This window comes from Bacillus sp. TH13, from assembly GCF_016651175.1.
Lineage (GTDB): Bacteria > Bacillota > Bacilli > Bacillales > Bacillaceae_G > Bacillus_A > Bacillus_A thuringiensis_S.
Map to the genome: position 1 here is coordinate 4,309,539 of NZ_JAEKEJ010000025.1, position 18,502 is coordinate 4,328,040.

An 18,502-nucleotide genomic window follows, 5' to 3' on the forward strand; every position below is an offset into this window, starting at 1 on the left:
AGCAAAATGCACAGAATTTTCATTCTGCGGGTAGTTACTTTTCTTGGCTTGATAGCGATATTACGTGACCGCTAAAAATGAATATTGCTTTTCAACTCTTTCTTCATGCAAATGAGTAGAACGTGTGGAGGACTATGTATGTGTTGTTAATGAGAGGAAAGAGTGTATTGCGTAACGAATATAACGTAATTTTACCGCAAGGAGTAGCTAAATTTAGTGCATAAGTGAAATGGAATGAGTAGATTTATTTTTTTGTATGAAAAAAATTTTCTTTTTATAACTTGATAAATGAAAAAATATTTTATATACTAATTCATGTAAACGGTTTACTAAATCGTATTTTGCTAGAAATGAAGGGAAGATTCGCATGGAAACAAGGGGGAGAGTAATCGGGATTGATATCGGTACCACAAGTACGAAAACGGTTGTGTTCACAGAAAAAGGAAAAGTCATTGCATCACATGCAATCGATTACCCAATTATTCAACCGAACGTCGGATGGGCTGAGCAAGATCCTGATGTAATATGTGCCGCTGTATACAAAAGTGTAAGCGTTGCCATTGAAAAGGGTAATGTATTACCAGAAGATATTTCTTCAATCGGTATTAGTACAGCTATGCACGCATTAATTGCAGTAGATGAAAATGGTGCGCCATTAACGCGTTCTATCATTTGGGCAGATAATCGAAGTACGAAGCAATCAGAAAAATTATTACAACAAATGAATGGGCATGAAATTTATAGACGTACAGGTACACCAATTCATCCGATGTCACCACTTTCTAAATTGTTATGGATGAAAGAAGAGGAACCAGAGTTATATACAAGTGCTTATAAATTCATTTCCATTAAAGAGTATGTGATTTACCAATTATTTTCACGCTACGTAGTTGATTATTCGATTGCTTCTGCTACGGGGTTATTTAATTTAGAAACATTAAACTGGGATGAAGATGTTTTAACTATGTTACATATGTCACCAGAACAATTATCAACCCCTGTACCAACTACATATATTTTATCAGGTATGAAGCCAGAATTAGCACAGAAGATGGGGATAAGTGCAGAGACACCAATTGTCATAGGAGCAAGTGATGGGGTTCTTGCAAATGTAGGAGTTGGGGCGATATCGCCGGGTGCGGCTGCAATTACCATTGGAACGAGTGGTGCGGTTCGAACAATCTCATCAAATATAAATACAGATGAGAAAGGGAGAACGTTTTGTTACGCATTAACAGATGAGCACTGGGTAATCGGTGGTCCAACGAATAACGGCGGAATATTACTGAGATGGTTACGTGATGAATTTGGTAGTCCAGAGCAAGAAGTAGCAAGAAAGCTCGGAATTGATCCTTATGATTTATTAATTAAATATGCAGAAAGCGTACCAGCTGGAGCGGATGGGCTATTGTTCTTACCTTTCTTATCTGGAGAACGCGCACCTTACTGGAATGCAAATGCTCGTGGTACATTCTTTGGAATCAATCTTCAACATAAGCGAGAACATTTTATACGTGCAGTGATGGAAGGTGTTTGTATGAGTGTATATTCAGTAGCACTCGCAATTAGAGATTGTACAGGGCCACTTACTGAAATACGAGTTTCAGGAGGGTTTGCGAAATCTGCATTTTGGAGACAAATGTTGTCCGATATGATGGGGAAAGAATTGCTTGTACCTGAAAGTCATGAAGCATCTGCGCTTGGGGCAGCGGCAGTTGCTTTATATGCTGTAGGAAAAATTGATTCTCTTGAAGAGGTAAAGGATTGGATTGATATTGTTCATCACCATGTACCGAATAAAGAAAATACGGCTATATATTTAGAAATGTTTTATATGTATGAACGACTTTACAATCGCTTGAAAGAAGAATTTGATTGTATAGCTGCTTTCCAACGTAAACAATAGGGGGATTGGGAGAAATGGTAGTTGGGATCGTACTAGCGGCAGTTGTCATACTACTTTTACTTATTACGGTAGTAAAATGGCATCCATTTGTCGCATTAATTTTAACAGCAATTGGTGTAGGATTAGCAATGGGAATGCCTTTAATTGGAACTTCACCAAAAGATCCAGGAATTATTGATTCTATTAAACTAGGGCTTGGTAATACGTTAGGATTTTTAGCAATAGTTTTAGCACTAGGAACGATGCTTGGAAAAATGATGGCCGAATCTGGTGGTGCTGAACGTATCGCTAACACATTAATTAATCGTTTTGGGAAGAAACGAGTTCACTGGGCGATGATGTTCGTTGCATTTTTAGTAGGGATTCCGGTATTTTTCCAAGTTGGATTTGTACTATTAATTCCGTTAGTATTTACAATTGCGTTAGAAACTGGGGTATCGCTTATTACAATTGGTATTCCGCTAGTAGCAGGACTGTCAGTCGTACACGGACTTGTTCCACCGCACCCAGCGGCAATGGCGGCAGTTGGTATTTTTAAAGCAGATGTAGGGAAGACAATTTTATATGCATTAATTGTCGGACTTCCAACTGCAATCATATCAGGTCCACTTTACGGGAAATGGATTGGAGCTCGTATACATAAGGAAGTACCGTTAGATATAGCGGAGCAATTTGTTGAAAAAGATAATAAAAAAGAGCTTCCTAGCTTTGGGAATACATTGTTTACAATTTTACTTCCAGTATTTCTTATGCTTGGTGCATCAATAGCGGAAGTTGCATTAAATAAAACGAGTCAACTAGCACAAGTATTACACTTTACTGGAGATCCGATTGTGGCTTTATTAATTGCAACTATTTACTCTTTCTTTAGTCTTGGATATGCAAAAGGTTTCTCAAAAGATAAAGTATTACAATTTACAAATGATTGCCTTGGGCCAATTGCAAACATATTGTTAGTGATTGGTGCAGGCGGCGCATTTAATAAAGTACTATTAGATTCTGGAATTGGAACGACAATTGCAGATATGGCGAAAGAATCGCATATTTCACCGATATTATTAGGGTGGGGAATTGCGGCACTAATCCGAATCGCAACTGGATCGGCAACTGTTTCTATGATGACAGCAGCTGGTATTGTTGCACCGATTGCAGCAAGTACACCAGGTGTAAATGTTGAATTATTAGCACTTGCAACAGGTGCAGGATCATTAATTTTATCACACGTGAATGATTCAGGATTTTGGATGATTAAAGAGTATTTCGGAATGACTGTGAAAGAAACATTATTAACATGGACTGCAATGGAGACTATATTATCTGTAGTAGCACTTGGGCTAATTTCGATATTAAATATATTTGTATAGAATAGGAGATTGATTAATATGAAACTAGGTTTAATTGGATTAGGAAAAATGGGATTCCCATTAGCTGAACACTTACATGAAGACAAGCATGAAGTAGTTGTATACGATGTAAATAAAGAGCTTGTTGAAAAGGCAGGAAAACTAGGAATTACTGCACGTCATACATTAAAAGAAATGATCGCTGAACTAGAAGCTCCTCGTACAATTTGGGTAATGGTGCCTGCAGGAGAAGTTGTAGAGTCAGTACTAAAAGATGTATATCCGTTATTAGATGAAGGTGATATCGTTATTGAAGGCGGAAATTCATTCTATAAAGATACGTTACGCCGTGCTGAAGAAGCAAAAAGCTTCGGATTACATTATGTAGATATCGGTACATCAGGCGGTGTAGAAGGAGCTAGATACGGTGCTTGCTTAATGGTTGGTGGAGAAAAAGAAATTTACGACCAATTAGAACCTTTATTTAAAGATTTAGCAGTAGAAAATGGCTATTCTTATGCTGGCCGTGTTGGTAGTGGTCATTTCTTAAAAATGGTTCATAACGGTATTGAGTACGGCATGATGCAAGCAATCGCTGAAGGATTTGAAGTACTAGATAAGAGTGACTTTGATTTCAATTATGAAGATGTTGCAAAAGTATGGGCGAACGGATCAGTTATCCGTGGTTGGTTAATGGACTTAACTGAAAAAGCATTTGCAGAAGATCCAAAACTAGATGGCATTAAAGGTGTAATGAACTCTTCAGGAGAAGGAAAATGGACTGTTGAAACTGCACTTGAACTTCAAGCTGCAGCACCAGTTATCGCTATGTCATTATTTATGCGCTATCGTTCTCAGGAAGATGATACATTCCATGGAAAAGTAGTTTCAGCACTACGTAATCAGTTCGGTGGACATGAAGTTGTAAAAAAATAAGGATGTTTTTGAAAAGAAACTTGTGCATAAGCGCAAGTTTCTTTTTTATAGTTTAAGAAATTACTAATTTAAAAATACCAATCAATCATCGTTTTTTTGTCACAAATGACAGCTTCAACATTCATTGATTGAACAATATATTCTATATTTTCTTCTTTAGCTAATAATAAAGTTATAAAGGAATCAAATATACTCATAAACGCATACTCATTGTCTTCGCCAGTAATAATTAACTCATTATTGCTAATGTCCCAAATATCTAATGGAGTAGTATTATTTACCTTTAATAATCCGTTTGTATCAAGAATTGGTTCAGAGAAATATAGATTTTTTGCACCTTTAGAACCGAGGAGTTTAAGTAATTTATGTAATAAAAATATAGACGTATAATCTTCTGTTGGATAATAAAGATCTTTTTTAAAGTTTGAATGTAGCTTTTCAGCTAAATCCTCTCTTTTATATTCTTCTGTAAAGGCACTAATGGAAGTCAACATGGCCATTGCTAATTCTGCGTATGAATGTAATCCACTATAAGACATCATTTCCTTTCAAGAAACGGATTTCCCATTATGAATGATTTCTTCAGCGCTAGGATAGATGTGCTCATATGGGCTTTTTCTCACGGACTTTTCCCATCCTAAAGGCATTTGGACAAAAGGATGTAGCAATATAGCTGCAGATTTAAAGTTGCTTGGTAGTTGTTCTAAAATTGTTGATTTGTCATCTAGCCAAATGTAATCCAACAAAATATAACCTCCTCTTAGACTTTGAAATGTACGGATTCCCATATTATATTTTTTTGTATTGATTGTATCAAATATAAAGCGAAGTATGAAATATGTCCCAACATAAAAGTAAGAATAAATAAAATGAAGTTTTCATAAATAGTAAAAGGGTGCTTATGTCATCAGTATAGCTAAGAAATGTTGTTACATATAAGAAGAGAGTGTTAATAAAATATGAGGTGGTTAAATGGGAAATGAGCAAGTGAAGTCTGTAAAGGAAGAAAAAAAGTTATGTCTTTGTATGATCGTCAAAAATGAGTCTAGAATTATGGAAAGATGTTTAAATGCAACAAAATCAATTGTAGATTTTGTTTCTATTTGTGATACTGGATCGACGGATAATACGCCTGAAATTATTGAAAATTGGTGTAAGGAAAATAAGATACCTGGAACGGTTCATCATGAGCCGTTTAAAAACTTTGGTTATAACAGAAGCTTAGCTGTTTCATTAGCGCAAAAAACATATCCAGAAGCGGATTATTTATTAATATTAGATGCAGATATGATTTTAGAGGTTGATCCGAATTTCGATAAAAAGAGCTTAACGGAAGATCATTATCTTACATTGCAATATGATGTTCATATTAAATATTGGCTTACACGTCTTTTGAAAGCTTCTTTACCATGGAAATCTGTCGGTGTTACTCATGAGTATTGGGATATAGATCGTTCAAAAGTTGGAGTGAATTACAATACGAGGGTAGATCGGTTAGAGACTCTTGTCGTGAATGACCCTGGAGATGGCGGGAGTAAAGCTGATAAATTTGAAAGAGATGAGAGGTTGTTATTACAAGGAATAAACGACCCAGAAACAACGCCGGATTTGCATATAAGATATTTATTTTATTTAGCGCAGACTTATTTTCATTTAAGTCAATTTGAAGATTCGATTAAATGGTATAAAAAGCGAGTGGAAGCAGGGGGATGGGTTGAAGAGGTATTCTATTCGTTATTGCGAATAGGATTTTGTTATGAGCAGTTAGCAAATCGTTCAGCAAATAAACAAAATGAAGTGACAGATGCTGATGAAAAAGAGAATGTTAAAGGGCAAGAAGAGCAATATTTAGCATTAGCTGTTTTTTATTTTCAAAAAGCGTGGGAATATAGACCAACTCGGGCTGAACCATTATATCAACTTGCAAGGTTGTATCGATTACGATCTCAAAACAATATTGCTTTGATGTATGCTCTGCAAGGGAAGGAAATTCCTTTTCCAAAGGATGATCTTCTATTTGTAGATTATCATGTGTATGATTACTTATTTGATTATGAAATTTCTATTAGTGCTTTCTATATACCTCATAAAAAACATTTAGGGGCCGTGTCGCAAAAGTATTTGGAATCGATTAAAGAAGAGATTCCATTTCATATAGCAAATGTAGTAGAGAATAATGCGAAATTTTATTAAATACATTTTCGGTTAAAGGAGTAGTGGAGTAATCATGGAATTAATGCGATGGGCGATTGAACTAGGAGAATCGGTGCATGGAAATACGTATGAAGAATTGATGCCACTACTAGACTATTATTATGATCGTGATCATTTAAAAGCGTATTGTATCGCAAATCTTCTTTTAAACATGGATGTATTAGATGAGGACCGGGAAAGAATCGAATTAAGGAGATGCATCGCTGCTTATTATGCTGGATTATATAAAGTAGCAAGAAAACATGCAAATGAGTTGGTACTTAAACATCCGGATGTAGATTTATATAAAAATAATTTGAAATTAATGGAAGCTTATTTGAATAAAGAATATGATTATTGTCTTTTTATATGCCCAAAGACATACGGTAGTTTCATAGATGTTGCGCGAGCTTTAAAGTGGCGGTTGGAGCAGGAGGGAAATACAGTAATTATATCAGAAACAATACTGGAAAATGTAAAGAATACAGTTGTTTTTGGAGCACATACATACGCATATAACCCGAATCTTCTTCCGAAAGATGCAATTATTTATAATTTAGAACAGCTATACGAAGGAAGTCCATATGCGCACCCCCTTTATTTAATATTATTAAAAGATAGAGTGATTTGGGATTATAGTAAACAAAATATAGAATGGCTAAAACAAAAAGGGGTAGGAAAAGAAATAAAACATGTAGAAATGAGCTATGCTCCAACTTTGGAAATAAAAAAAGATGCATTTGAAGATGAGATTACTGAAGATATTGATATTCTGTTTATAGGTGCTCTTAATCCGAGGCGGCAAGCTATTTTTGATCATCTAAAAGCGATTGCCCCGAATTTAAATATAGTTTTTAAAAATAATGCGTGGGGAATTGTTAGAAATGAATTGATTGCTAGAGCTAAAATTATATTAAATATTCATTTTTACTTATCAGGAATTCTTGAAACACCTCGCGTGTCTTATGCAGTCGCAAATAAGAAATTTATTATTTCCGAAAATAGTAATCCAGAAGATGAGGTAGAGTGGCCGGGAATTGTATTTACTCCGTACGAAAAAATAATTGAAAACGTAATGAAATATATAGAATTACCAGAAGAACGGAAAAAATTAGCAGGAAAAGCATATAATCATTTTGAAGTAAATGAAAGTTTAGGTACATTGAGTCTGAGAGATGAAACAAAGTAATTGTGCGAAACTCATACGAAAGTATGAGTTCTTTTTTGTTTATCATACTATTTTATGAAACAAGTTAACTCTTTATATTGTGTTTTGTATAGAAATTTCTGATAATATATAAGTAGAACTTGAAAACAAAGGGGAGAAATAATCATGAAACTAGTCGTTATTAACGGTACACCAAGAAAATTTGGTAGAACTCGCGTGGTGGCAAAATATATTGCGGATCAATTTGAAGGGGAATTATATGATTTAGCAATTGAGGAGTTACCTTTATACAATGGAGAAGAGTCACAACGTGATTTAGAGGCAGTAAAAAAATTGAAAATGTTAGTGAAAGCTGCGGATGGGGTTGTATTATGTACACCAGAATATCATAATGCGATGAGCGGTGCGCTGAAAAACTCTTTAGATTACTTAAGTAGTAGTGAATTTATTCATAAACCAGTTGCGTTGTTAGCGGTTGCTGGTGGCGGTAAAGGTGGAATAAATGCATTAAACAGCATGCGAACGGTCGCTAGAGGTGTTTATGCAAATGCCATTCCAAAACAAGTTGTGCTTGATGGATTACATGTGCAAGATGGTGAACTTGGGGAAGATGCCAAACCATTAATTCATGATGTAGTTAAAGAATTAAAAGCATATATGAGCGTATATAAAGAGGTGAAAAAGCAACTAGGAGTGGAGTGATATGTCCTCACTTTATCATGATTCTCGCTTGTATTACATTCTAGGGGCCAATAGTCTATCTGCTATTGGTTCCGGAATTGTTATGATAACGATTCCGTGGCTGTTAATTAAAGAGAGTGGAGGAGAGACAACGTTTGGTTATGTTTCTATCATTGCAACCCTCATTATGTTTTTATTAACACCATTCATTGGGCAAAGTATTGATCGTTTTTCAAGAAAATCTTTATTGCTATGTAACGAAGGAATCGGAATTGCCGTAATTGGAATAATGGTTATATGGGGATTTGCGGGGCAACCTTATCATTCTATTCACTATATTCTTATTTATATAGCCGGATCATTCTACTATTTATTATTTTATCCTACAATATTTGCGTTCAACCAAGAGATATTTCAAGCGGAACATTATAAAAGTTTAAGTGGAACGATGGAAATACAAGGACAGTTAACACAAGTTATTTCTGGAGCGGCCGCGAGCTTCTTAATTGAAATTGTATCTTTGAAGTGGATTTTGTTAGTAGACATGTTAACTTTTGCTGGAGCATTTTTTCTTTTCTTATGTATACCGTACGTAAAGAAAAAAGAAGTGAAAAGAAAAATAACATTTAAGAAGCAATTATTTAAAGGAATTCACTTTATGAAAAAACGTCCTAAGCTCTTTTGGTTCTTACTGGCCACTTATATGCCGTTTATAGGTGTTATGATGGCAAATTATTTAATACCAGTTTATATTTCGGATATACTTAAAGCCAATGCCTCTGTATACGCAATAGAGGGGATGATGTACGGTGTTGGAGCGGTTGTTGCAGGAATCTGTATTCCACTCATAATGAAATATGTAAAAACAGAAGTTTCAATCGTTATGACGATGTTCATTTATGTAATTTCAATTACCGTAATGATTATTGAACCTTCCGTAATTTTCTTATATGGACTTGCAATTTTTCATGCAGTTGGAAATGCGGGTACAAGAGTGGCGAGAAATGTATTGATGATGGAGGAAATTCCAAACGAAGTAATGGGACGTGTAGACAGCTTATTTCGCCTAATTGGTACTGGAATACGAATTGTATTATTAATGCTGTTTACAGCGGGTGTATCTAAAGCCGGAGTAATGCTTCCGTTTTACGTATTAAGCTGCATATTGATCTTCTCATTAGGAATCGCTATTTATTATGTACTATCACAACGTAAAGTAGCGGCGAATGTTTCTAATAAATCAATCGTTTAAAAAAACACTTCTGCCGCCCTTTCTTTTTCTGTATAATAAAAAGAAAGGGAGTGCAAACTTATTTATGAACAAATGGATCTTTCTTATCATTTTATTATTACCGCCACTATATATCATTTATATGACGTTTAGAATGAACAAAGTTGCTCGTGAAAAGTTGAGCTATCACTCTCCGTACGTTCTTATACTGGGTGCAAAGTTATTTGGAGATAGACCGTCTTTATCTCTTCAAAATCGTTTGGATGTAGCGTTGGAGTATTTATTTTCCCATCCTGAATCGAAAGTAATTGTTTCAGGTGGTCAAGGAGAAGATGAAGATATACCGGAAGCTCACAGCATGAGAAACTATTTAATGGTACACGGTATAGATGAGAGTCGTATTTTAATAGAAGATCAATCTACAAATACGTATGAAAACTTAAAGTTTAGTATGGATTTATATAATGTGAAACATGCAGTAGTTGTAAGTAATACGTATCATTTATATCGAACGAAAATAATTGCAAAGCGTTTAGGCATGAAGATGGAGGCACTAGCTGCTGAAACGCCAATGCGTTCTAAGAGAAAAATGTATGTTCGCGAATATGCTGCTATTATGAAAACAATATTGTTCGACCGTTAGAGCTCAAATGCGAGCTCTTTTTTAATTTAAAAGCGTATCATTTGAAATGAATGCCATATTCCATCAAAATAAAGGAAACAACAGTAAAGGAGTTGTGTTTGTGATTCAATTTAATCATGTGTCAAAATCGTATGAAGATGGCACGAAAGCAGTGGATTCATTGCATTTAGAAATTAAAAAGGGAGAATTTTTCGTTCTCATCGGTCCGAGTGGTTGCGGGAAAACAACGACAATGAAGATGATTAATCGTTTAATCGAAACGACTGAAGGATCGATTTTAATCGATGGAAAAGATATTCAACAATATAATATAAACGAATTACGTTGGGATATAGGATATGTGTTGCAACAGATTGCATTGTTTCCTCATATGACAATCGCTGAAAATATTGCAGTTGTTCCTGAAATGAGGCAATTTAGCAAAAAGGAAATAAAAGCACGCGTCGATGACTTGTTACATATGGTTGGATTAGATCCGGATATATATCGAGATCGTATGCCTGATGAATTGTCAGGAGGACAAAAACAACGTGTCGGTGTCGTGCGAGCATTAGCCGCAAACCCGAAAATCGTTCTTATGGATGAACCATTTAGTGCGTTAGATCCATTAAGTAGGGAACAGCTTCAGAAGGATATTGTACAGTTGCAAAAAAAGATTCAAAAAACAATCGTGTTCGTAACACATGATATGCAAGAAGCATTATCACTTGGAGATCGCATTTGTATTATGAAAGAAGGAAAAGTTGTTCAACTAGATACACCAGAAGGAATTATACATAATCCGAAAAATGAATTTGTAGAGGAGTTCATTGGAAATCGTGGACGAACTTGGTATGAGGAGAAAAGTGTAGCAGATGTATTGCCGCTTGATCAAAGTGTGCAATTAGAAGGGCAGGCACTATCATTACATTCTTCTTTACAAGAAGCGTTAGTTCGTGTGCGTGATGAGGAGATCGTTCCAGTTGAAGAAAACGGTCAATATATTGGAGCGTTAACAAGTCGTCATATCGTCAATTACATTGTTGAACAAATGAAGGAAAGAGGCTAAACAGTGACTAATTTTATACAAACGTTCCAAGAACGAAAAATAGAATTACTAACTGCATTAAGTGAGCATTTACAAATATCGCTTATTTCATTATTTTTTGCAGTAATTATAGCGGTGCCACTTGGCATTTTATTAACAAGAAAAGAACGAATGGCTGAATTTATAATAGGAACTTCTGCAGTAATGCAGACAGTGCCATCACTTGCATTACTCGGACTATTAATTCCGTTAGTAGGAATCGGAAAACTTCCAGCGATTATTGCATTAGTTGTGTATGCACTATTACCTATTTTACGAAATACATATACAGGAATAAGGGAATTAGATGAATCTCTAATAGAAGCCGCGAAAGCTATGGGGATGAATAGTTGGAGAAGATTGTGGAAGGTAGAACTTCCTCTTGCATTGCCTATCATTATGGCCGGTATTCGTACAGCGATGGTATTAATTGTTGGAACGGCTACATTAGCAGCTCTCATTGGTGCTGGTGGGCTCGGTAAGCTTATATTATTAGGCATAGATCGAAATGATCATGCACTTATCATTTTAGGGGCCGTACCAGCCGCGTTACTCGCTTTATTCTTTGATATAGTACTTCGCATACTTGAACGACCGAAACGCTCTTCTAAGCGTGTTATATTGACGATATGTATTGTTTGTATAATGATTGCTTCTCCATTTCTTTGGAGTACAGAAAAGAAAGATATTGTTATTGCGGGCAAACTTGGATCAGAACCTGAAATTTTAATTCAAATGTATAAGCAGCTTATTGAACAAGATACCGATTTAAACGTACAATTAAAACCAGGTCTTGGAAAAACAGCATTTGTATTTGAAGCGTTGAAATCCGGGGAAGTAGATATATACCCAGAATTTTCAGGAACAGCTTTATCTACTTTCGTGAAAGAAGAACCAAAGAGCACAAATCGTGATGAAGTATATGATCAGGCTCGCATTGGAATGGAAAAGAAATATAATATGGTTATGTTGAAGCCAATGGAGTATAACAATACATATGCACTAGCCATGCCGAAAAAAATAGCAGATCAAAAGAATATAAATACAATTTCTGATTTAGGGAATGTTGTGCAGGAAGCCAAAGTAGGGTTTACATTGGAATTTGCTGATCGTGAAGATGGTTATAAAGGAATGCAAAAATTATATAACTATAAGTTCTCGAATGTTAAAACGATGGAGCCGAAGCTGCGTTATAGCGCAATTCAATCTGGAGATGTTAACGTAATTGATGCATATTCAACAGATAGTGAATTGGAGCAATACGGACTGAAAGTGTTAAAAGATGATAAAGGGTTATTCCCACCTTATCAAGGAGCGCCATTATTAAGAAAAGAAACGTTACAGAAATATCCTGAACTTGAAAAGGTATTAAATAAATTATCTGGAAAGATTACAGATGAAGAAATGCGAAAAATGAATTATGAAGTTAACGTAAATGGTAAAAGTAGTGAAGAAGTCGCAAAACAATTTTTAGAAAAAGAGAATTTACTTCGTTAAATTTACAAGAAATATACAAATTTATATGTTTTAAATGACCGTTCATTACAAAATGAGCGGTTTTTTTTGTGCATACTTATACATTTTTTCAAAAAAGTATTCCATTTTTGTTCATTTTCTTTTAGAATAAGTAATGTTTTCCTGAAAAAATATAAGAGAAACGTCTATTAGAGAAAAAGGTGACTTTAATAGTTGAACGAACATAACACCTAGAATGACAGATGGGGTGGTACAAATAGAAAAGAAGTTAGGATTTTTTCCGTTAATCGCATTAGTGGTTGGAACAATGGTTGGTGGCGGTGTTTTTAGTTTACCGCATGATTTAGCAGTAGGAGCAAACAGTGGTGCAATAATAATTGGCTGGTGTATTACAGCGATGGGAATGATTCCACTTGCGCTCGTATATCAAACGTTAGCAAGACAAAAACCGGAACTTGAAGGTGGAATTTATAGTTATGCACGTGCTGGTTTCGGTGAATATATTGGATTTAATAGTGCTTGGGGATATTGGCTAGCAGGAATCTTAGGTAATGTCGCAACAATTATGTTACTGTTTAGTACATTAGGTTATTTCTTTCCAATTTTCAAAGGAGGAAATAATGTTGCATCTATCGTTGGGGCATCACTTTTATTATGGACACTTCATTTTCTAATTTTATTTGGAATCCGTGAAGCTTCTATTATGAATGTTATCGCAACAATAGGGAAGTTAGTTCCAATCGTTTTATTTATTGTTGTAATGGTAACAGCCTTTCGCTGGGACACATTTACACATGATTTTTGGGGAGAAGGAACCTTCTCACTTTCCGCTATACTTGGTCAAGTGAAAAATACAATGCTTGTAACACTTTGGGTTTTCATTGGAGTTGAAGGAGCGGTTGTATTATCCGGAAGAGCGAAGAATAGCCGAGATGTTGGTAAGGCAACAGTAATGGGACTTATTTTAGTAATGTCCATATATATTTTAATTTCTGTTCTGTCAATGGGAGCGATGACAAGAAGCGAACTTTCTGTGCTAGAAACTCCGTCAATGGGACATGTATTAGAGCATGTTGTTGGTTCATGGGGTGCAGTTGCGATTAACATTGGGTTAGTTGCTTCACTTGTCGGTACATTAATTGGCTGGTTTTTACTTGTTTCTGAAATTTCTCATGTAGCCGGAAAAGATGGCGTATTTCCGAAAGTCTTTACGAAGACAAATAAAAAGCAAACACCGCACATGGCATTATGGATTTCAAATGGTGTTGCCCAAATTATATTTATCATCGTTCTGTTTTCAGAATCAACATATCAAATTATGTATTTCATTGCATCAACATCAATTTTATTACCATATTTATTATCAGCATTATTCCAATTTAAATTAGTCATTACAAACGAGCTAAAAGACGCTAAATTAAAAAATGGAGCGTTAGCTTTAATTGCTTCTATTTACTCTGTATGGCTTCTTTATGCAGCTGGTTTAAAGAATTTACTACTAGTTTCAATTGTGTATGGAATTGGAATTATTGTTTACACGTTTGCAAGAAAAGAACAAGGGAACCGTTGCTTTGCAGGTGCAGAGAAATATGTGATGTGGGCAATTATTATTGCGGCTATCACATCACTGTATATGTTATTAACTGGAAATATAAAAATGTAAAAAGTCCTTTTCATTTAAAGGGCTTTTTTCTTTGTTTAGAGAATATTTACTACATAAGATATTCAGGAGGGATGAGAATGGAAGAAAAAGAACAGTTGTCTAGAATAATTGATTTAGCTAGTGAGTTAAGGAAAGTATTAGTGCAAGAATCTTTTTTTAATCATCATCCTGAACTGAGAGGAGTCATTGAGAATTTAGCAAGTTCTGTTGAAAATTTGGCGGAATTGCAAAAAAGTAAAGATGAAAACGCTGAAGATCGATTACGTTACGTACTTGCTAAAATGAAAATTGCTCATAATGCAATTTTACAAGAGAAAAAAGCATTTCCTTCTCATTAATATACGTTTTAATTTTGAACCTGGCGGATAACGTCAGGTTTTTTATTTCTAGTTTTTCGTTTCTTTCATACACTAAGAATAGTATGAAAAAAGAAGGTGACTAAGGTGAAATTACATAAAGCTCTTCAGCCAAGTTTTATAAAACGAATGTACTATATGAGATTTTTAGGGAAATTTACAAAAGCTGAAAAAGAGAAGAGTGGAGAGAATTTCTTTGTACAATGCTTATCGCCAATACCATTCACTTTACAGGAACAATTTGCAAATGAACCCTATGTATTTGAAGGATTATGTAGTAATAAAAAGAATGAAAAAATCTTTTTGGAATTAAAGAAGAGGAAATTAGAAAAGCAATTAGTGATGTTTCGTCTTTATTATGAAAGAGGAAATGTATACGTGGAGTTAATATGTACAGAAGAACCGAAAGAAATAGCAAGCAGCTATAAAATGATTCCGGCACCTAAAGTTACAAATAATAAAAAAAGAGAATCTTTAGAACGAAAACTTAGCAACGGTTATTTATCATTCCTAATGCCTAAATTTCCGAAGGACTTTGAGCCTCCCGAATTATTGTGGCACGATGGAAGACTGTATGGAAACATATCCTTAAAGTCATCAATTAGCTCAATCGCATATTTTGAACAGAAACGTGAATGTAAATATATAAACTGCAGTGACTGGACGAAGTATGTAGAAATAGCGGTAGAAGATCAATTATATTTTGTAAGTGATCATGTGTATGAGCAATTAAAAAAACGAATGCATGAAGAAGGTAAGCTAGTTGAAGTAGAGGATATAAAAGTGCAAAAAGATGAATGGGAATGGGATGAGCGTGAATCGTCCTTTTTACAGTATGTACAAAGTATGGTGCATAATAAAGGGCTATATTTGGATGCAACGGATATTTATAATTTCCATATAAGTGTAAAAACAAATATGTTAACGATTCTTGGTGGTATACCGGGCGTTGGGAAATCACGTTTTGTGCAAACTTATGCAGAAGCATTAGGATTACAGTATGGGGAAGAATTGGTTTGGATTCCAATTTCACCATCGTATCAAGAACCACATGATTTACTTGGTTACCTTCATCCAAATGGTACTTTTATTGAAAGTGAAACGAAGTTAGTTAGGACGTTAATGAAGGCGAAAGAAAATCCCAATCAACTGTATATAATCGTTTTTGATGAAATGAACATGTCACATATTGAGCATTGGTTTACTCCATTTTTATCTGTTCTTCAACTTGAAACAAAAAATCGTATTTTAAACTTGTATGAGGGTGTTCAGGACATTGAGAATTCAATTCCATCAACAATTGAAATTGGAGAAAATATTATATTTGTAGGTACTGTGAATTTTGATGAAACAACGAAAGAGCTCTCCGATCGATTATTAGACCGAACGAACTTAATAACGTTACAAAAAATTCCGTTTTGTGAGATGGGCATGGAACTGGGGAAAGTCGTATTACACCCACCTTTGAAAGTAACAGCGGGAGAATTTCGGATAAATTGGATGAGAAATAAAGCGATGATTGAAGTGTTTTCTGAAGAAGAATTAGAGCTATTAGATAAGTTGCATGTCGTATTGTCATCACATGATGCGTCTAAGGGAATTTCTTTCCGATGTGCAAACGCAATTGCGACTTATTTGCAAAATATACCGTTCCAAAATAACCATACCTATATGATCAGTAGAGAAGAAGGGTTTGATTTACAAATAAAGCAGCGTGTATTGACGAAAATCAGAGGGACCGAAATGATGGTTGGTTCTTTACTTTCTGAAGAAGCAAAAAGGGGAGCGACCTTAGTACCTCTTTTGCAATCTGCACTTGCAAACAGAGTATCTACATTTGAACACTCTTTAGCATATATACGAGAAAAACGTAGGGAACTGGAGCTGTATGGATATGCAAAATGAAGGGCGTTACGAAACAAAAATCGTTGATACGAATGAAACGCTCCCTTTTGTATTAAAGTTAATCATTGGAAATGAGGGGAAAGGAGATTATATTTTATTAAATCGTCTTTGTACATCTACTACAGCATTAGTTCAATGCATTTATAAAGTACAAGAATTAAAACCGATTAGATTGCAGTACAATTATGAAATCCCAATGAATATTACTTTTATATGGAATAAAGTATATGAGGGACAGAAAAATATAAAAGAGGCTCAATATGAAATAAATGAAAAAAAACAAAGAGTATTAATATATGAACATGGGAAAACAGAATTCTTTTATCCATGGCGCTGTGGTTTATACCATTTTGAAGTTCGTATAGAAGATACAACGTATTATGGTGCTTTTCAAATCGTACCGAAAAACTTTTTTGATGATCAATTTGAAATGATTCAAGACTATGTGAAGTCAATTTTAAATGAGTTGATTTTGGATAGAGGTTATTATAAAAAGACTTTCTCTGCACTTAGCGATATTGAGGATTCTTCTTATTTAGTGTTGCTTAGAAAGTTACCCCAAAAAATGAAGATGATAAAGCAAATCTTTAAGAAAATAGAATCAAGCTCAAAATTTATAAATGTATATAAATGGGAAGGAAAAGAGAGAAAGCCAACAAGAAAAGGAACCATAGTGGCAGAAAGAAAACCTTATGCAAAACATTATAATCGTAAGTTTATAGAACAAAAAAATAGTAAGGAAAATGCATTTCTTAAATATAAATCGATGCAATTTTATCACTATTTAATTGAAGCTAAAAGTTTTTTACGTCAAACAATTGAAATATTAGAAAGAGAAAAAAAGAAAAAATCAGAAGAGTTTCAAGCCGTAAAAACAATTATACAAACAATTGAGCGTAATGGATCAGTAACCGATAGAGAGAAGCAAAAATATAAAAATATACATTTACTAAAAGAAGCCGATTTACGAAAGAGCTCAATGAAAATACAAGAATATAAAATATTGGCGCACATTGTTCATGAAAATGTACAATACTTTCAAATGTTAATGCACTCCTCGTTTTGGAGGGAAGTTACTGAAACAAGTAACATGAACTTACATGATCTACCGATACCACATCAACAATTACTACATCATTTAGAAGTACTCCCGCAGTATACGGATCAATCTCCATCGTTATTATTTGTTTATAAGCCAACGTTTTTAGTGTATGAATATTACGCTTTTTTTATCGTTATTTCAATTTTAGAGCAAATTGGTTTTGAGGCTAGAAATTCCATTCGTGAACAAATACAAGAACATTTTTATGTAGATGGATTACAAGATGGAACGACAGTAGTTTTACAACGAGATGATTTAAAGGTGCATGTCGCATTTAATGACTTAATTGAAACACATCCTCTTATTGCATTAAATAAAGGGAGTAATTTTTACAATGGTGAGGATACGAAGAAGCCAGATATTCGCTTAGACTGTTATGTAAAAGAAGATGGGAAATACGTATATAAATCTTCTATTATTATTGAAGTGAAGTATAGTCCAATGTACAATATTTTTCAGCACGTCGGAAATACGAAAGCAACTGAGCAAATGTATAAGTATTGGTCTATAAAGTATGTAGAAGAACAGGATGGAAAGCGAGTCTATTATCGAAGGTCAATTTATGAAGTCATTTGTGTATATCCAGGAAGCCATATGCATAGTAAAAAAATTGAGTCTGGATGTGGTGTTTTCTTACAGTTATATCCATATAAGACGAAACAAGGGGAAGAGAAATTAGCTGGAAAACATGGGATGGTACAAATTTTTGAAAAGTGGTTAAAAAGCATTGAGAAGTAAAAGAAATCCTTTTTCATAAAGGATTTTTTTAGATTAAGAAGAATTATATGCTGTATGGAAAGAAACATATTGTAAGTTAGATTTGAAAAGTGATA

General features: G+C 34.5%; 14 protein-coding genes and 1 pseudogene. 14 read left to right on the top strand and 1 reads right to left on the bottom strand.

What is annotated here, in order from left to right; all coding sequences use genetic code 11:
• The first annotated feature begins 367 nt into the window (after positions 1 to 367).
• The 3 genes from gntK to gnd are packed head-to-tail and all read left to right on the top strand — an operon-like array spanning position 368 to position 4,185.
• Entirely contained in the window at positions 368 to 1,906 is a 1,539-nt protein-coding gene (gene gntK, locus JFU02_RS30630) for a gluconokinase (RefSeq protein ID WP_000449999.1), read from the top strand.
• A gap of 14 nt (positions 1,907 to 1,920) precedes the next feature.
• The gene (locus JFU02_RS30635; RefSeq protein ID WP_116365477.1) at positions 1,921 to 3,270 is read left to right on the top strand and encodes a GntP family permease; all 1,350 of its coding nucleotides are present in this window, start codon (positions 1,921 to 1,923) and stop codon (positions 3,268 to 3,270) included.
• Positions 3,271 to 3,288: 18 nt separating this feature from the next.
• Positions 3,289 to 4,185 (top strand): phosphogluconate dehydrogenase (NAD(+)-dependent, decarboxylating), encoded by an 897-nt coding sequence (gene gnd / locus JFU02_RS30640; RefSeq protein ID WP_000765982.1) that lies wholly within the window; start codon positions 3,289 to 3,291, stop codon positions 4,183 to 4,185.
• Positions 4,186 to 4,253: 68 nt separating this feature from the next.
• Here gnd and JFU02_RS30645 read toward each other — a convergent pair.
• Positions 4,254 to 5,018, bottom strand: a pseudogene (locus JFU02_RS30645) (DUF2711 family protein).
• Positions 5,019 to 5,157: 139 nt separating this feature from the next.
• On the opposite strand from JFU02_RS30645, the gene JFU02_RS30650 reads away from it, so the two are divergent.
• From JFU02_RS30650 to JFU02_RS30700, 11 genes are all read left to right on the top strand, one after another.
• Positions 5,158 to 6,378, top strand: a complete 1,221-nt coding sequence (locus JFU02_RS30650) for a glycosyltransferase (RefSeq protein WP_000526229.1) — start codon at positions 5,158 to 5,160, stop codon at positions 6,376 to 6,378.
• A 34-nt stretch (positions 6,379 to 6,412) separates the two neighbouring features.
• On the top strand, positions 6,413 to 7,567 hold the full coding sequence (locus JFU02_RS30655) for a CgeB family protein (protein WP_000422322.1): 1,155 nt from the start codon (positions 6,413 to 6,415) through the stop codon (positions 7,565 to 7,567).
• A 144-nt stretch (positions 7,568 to 7,711) separates the two neighbouring features.
• A complete protein-coding gene (locus JFU02_RS30660) occupies positions 7,712 to 8,248 on the top strand; it encodes an NADPH-dependent FMN reductase (RefSeq protein WP_000780353.1) in 537 nt (178 codons plus the stop codon).
• Between the two features lies 1 nt (position 8,249).
• On the top strand, positions 8,250 to 9,479 hold the full coding sequence (locus JFU02_RS30665) for an MFS transporter (protein ID WP_061665985.1): 1,230 nt from the start codon (positions 8,250 to 8,252) through the stop codon (positions 9,477 to 9,479).
• Positions 9,480 to 9,543: 64 nt separating this feature from the next.
• A complete protein-coding gene (locus JFU02_RS30670) occupies positions 9,544 to 10,101 on the top strand; it encodes a YdcF family protein (RefSeq protein WP_061665995.1) in 558 nt (185 codons plus the stop codon).
• A gap of 100 nt (positions 10,102 to 10,201) precedes the next feature.
• The gene (locus JFU02_RS30675) at positions 10,202 to 11,149 is read left to right on the top strand and encodes an ABC transporter ATP-binding protein (protein WP_000614072.1); all 948 of its coding nucleotides are present in this window, start codon (positions 10,202 to 10,204) and stop codon (positions 11,147 to 11,149) included.
• A gap of 3 nt (positions 11,150 to 11,152) precedes the next feature.
• Positions 11,153 to 12,664: an ABC transporter permease/substrate-binding protein gene (locus JFU02_RS30680; RefSeq protein WP_000181016.1), complete on the top strand. Its 1,512-nt coding sequence runs from the start codon at positions 11,153 to 11,155 to the stop codon at positions 12,662 to 12,664.
• A 214-nt stretch (positions 12,665 to 12,878) separates the two neighbouring features.
• Entirely contained in the window at positions 12,879 to 14,306 is a 1,428-nt protein-coding gene (locus tag JFU02_RS30685) for a basic amino acid/polyamine antiporter (protein WP_061665986.1), read from the top strand.
• 77 nt (positions 14,307 to 14,383) lie between these two features.
• On the top strand, positions 14,384 to 14,644 hold the full coding sequence (locus JFU02_RS30690; RefSeq protein ID WP_000391447.1) for a hypothetical protein: 261 nt from the start codon (positions 14,384 to 14,386) through the stop codon (positions 14,642 to 14,644).
• 105 nt (positions 14,645 to 14,749) lie between these two features.
• Positions 14,750 to 16,567, top strand: a complete 1,818-nt coding sequence (locus JFU02_RS30695) for an AAA family ATPase (RefSeq protein ID WP_000766193.1) — start codon at positions 14,750 to 14,752, stop codon at positions 16,565 to 16,567.
• Positions 16,557 to 18,407 carry a hypothetical protein gene (locus JFU02_RS30700; RefSeq protein WP_201072187.1) on the top strand — a complete coding sequence of 617 codons (1,851 nt, stop codon included), beginning with the start codon at positions 16,557 to 16,559 and terminating at the stop codon, positions 18,405 to 18,407. Before JFU02_RS30695 ends, JFU02_RS30700 begins: the two co-directional genes overlap by 11 nt.
• The last annotated feature ends 95 nt before the right edge of the window (positions 18,408 to 18,502 follow it).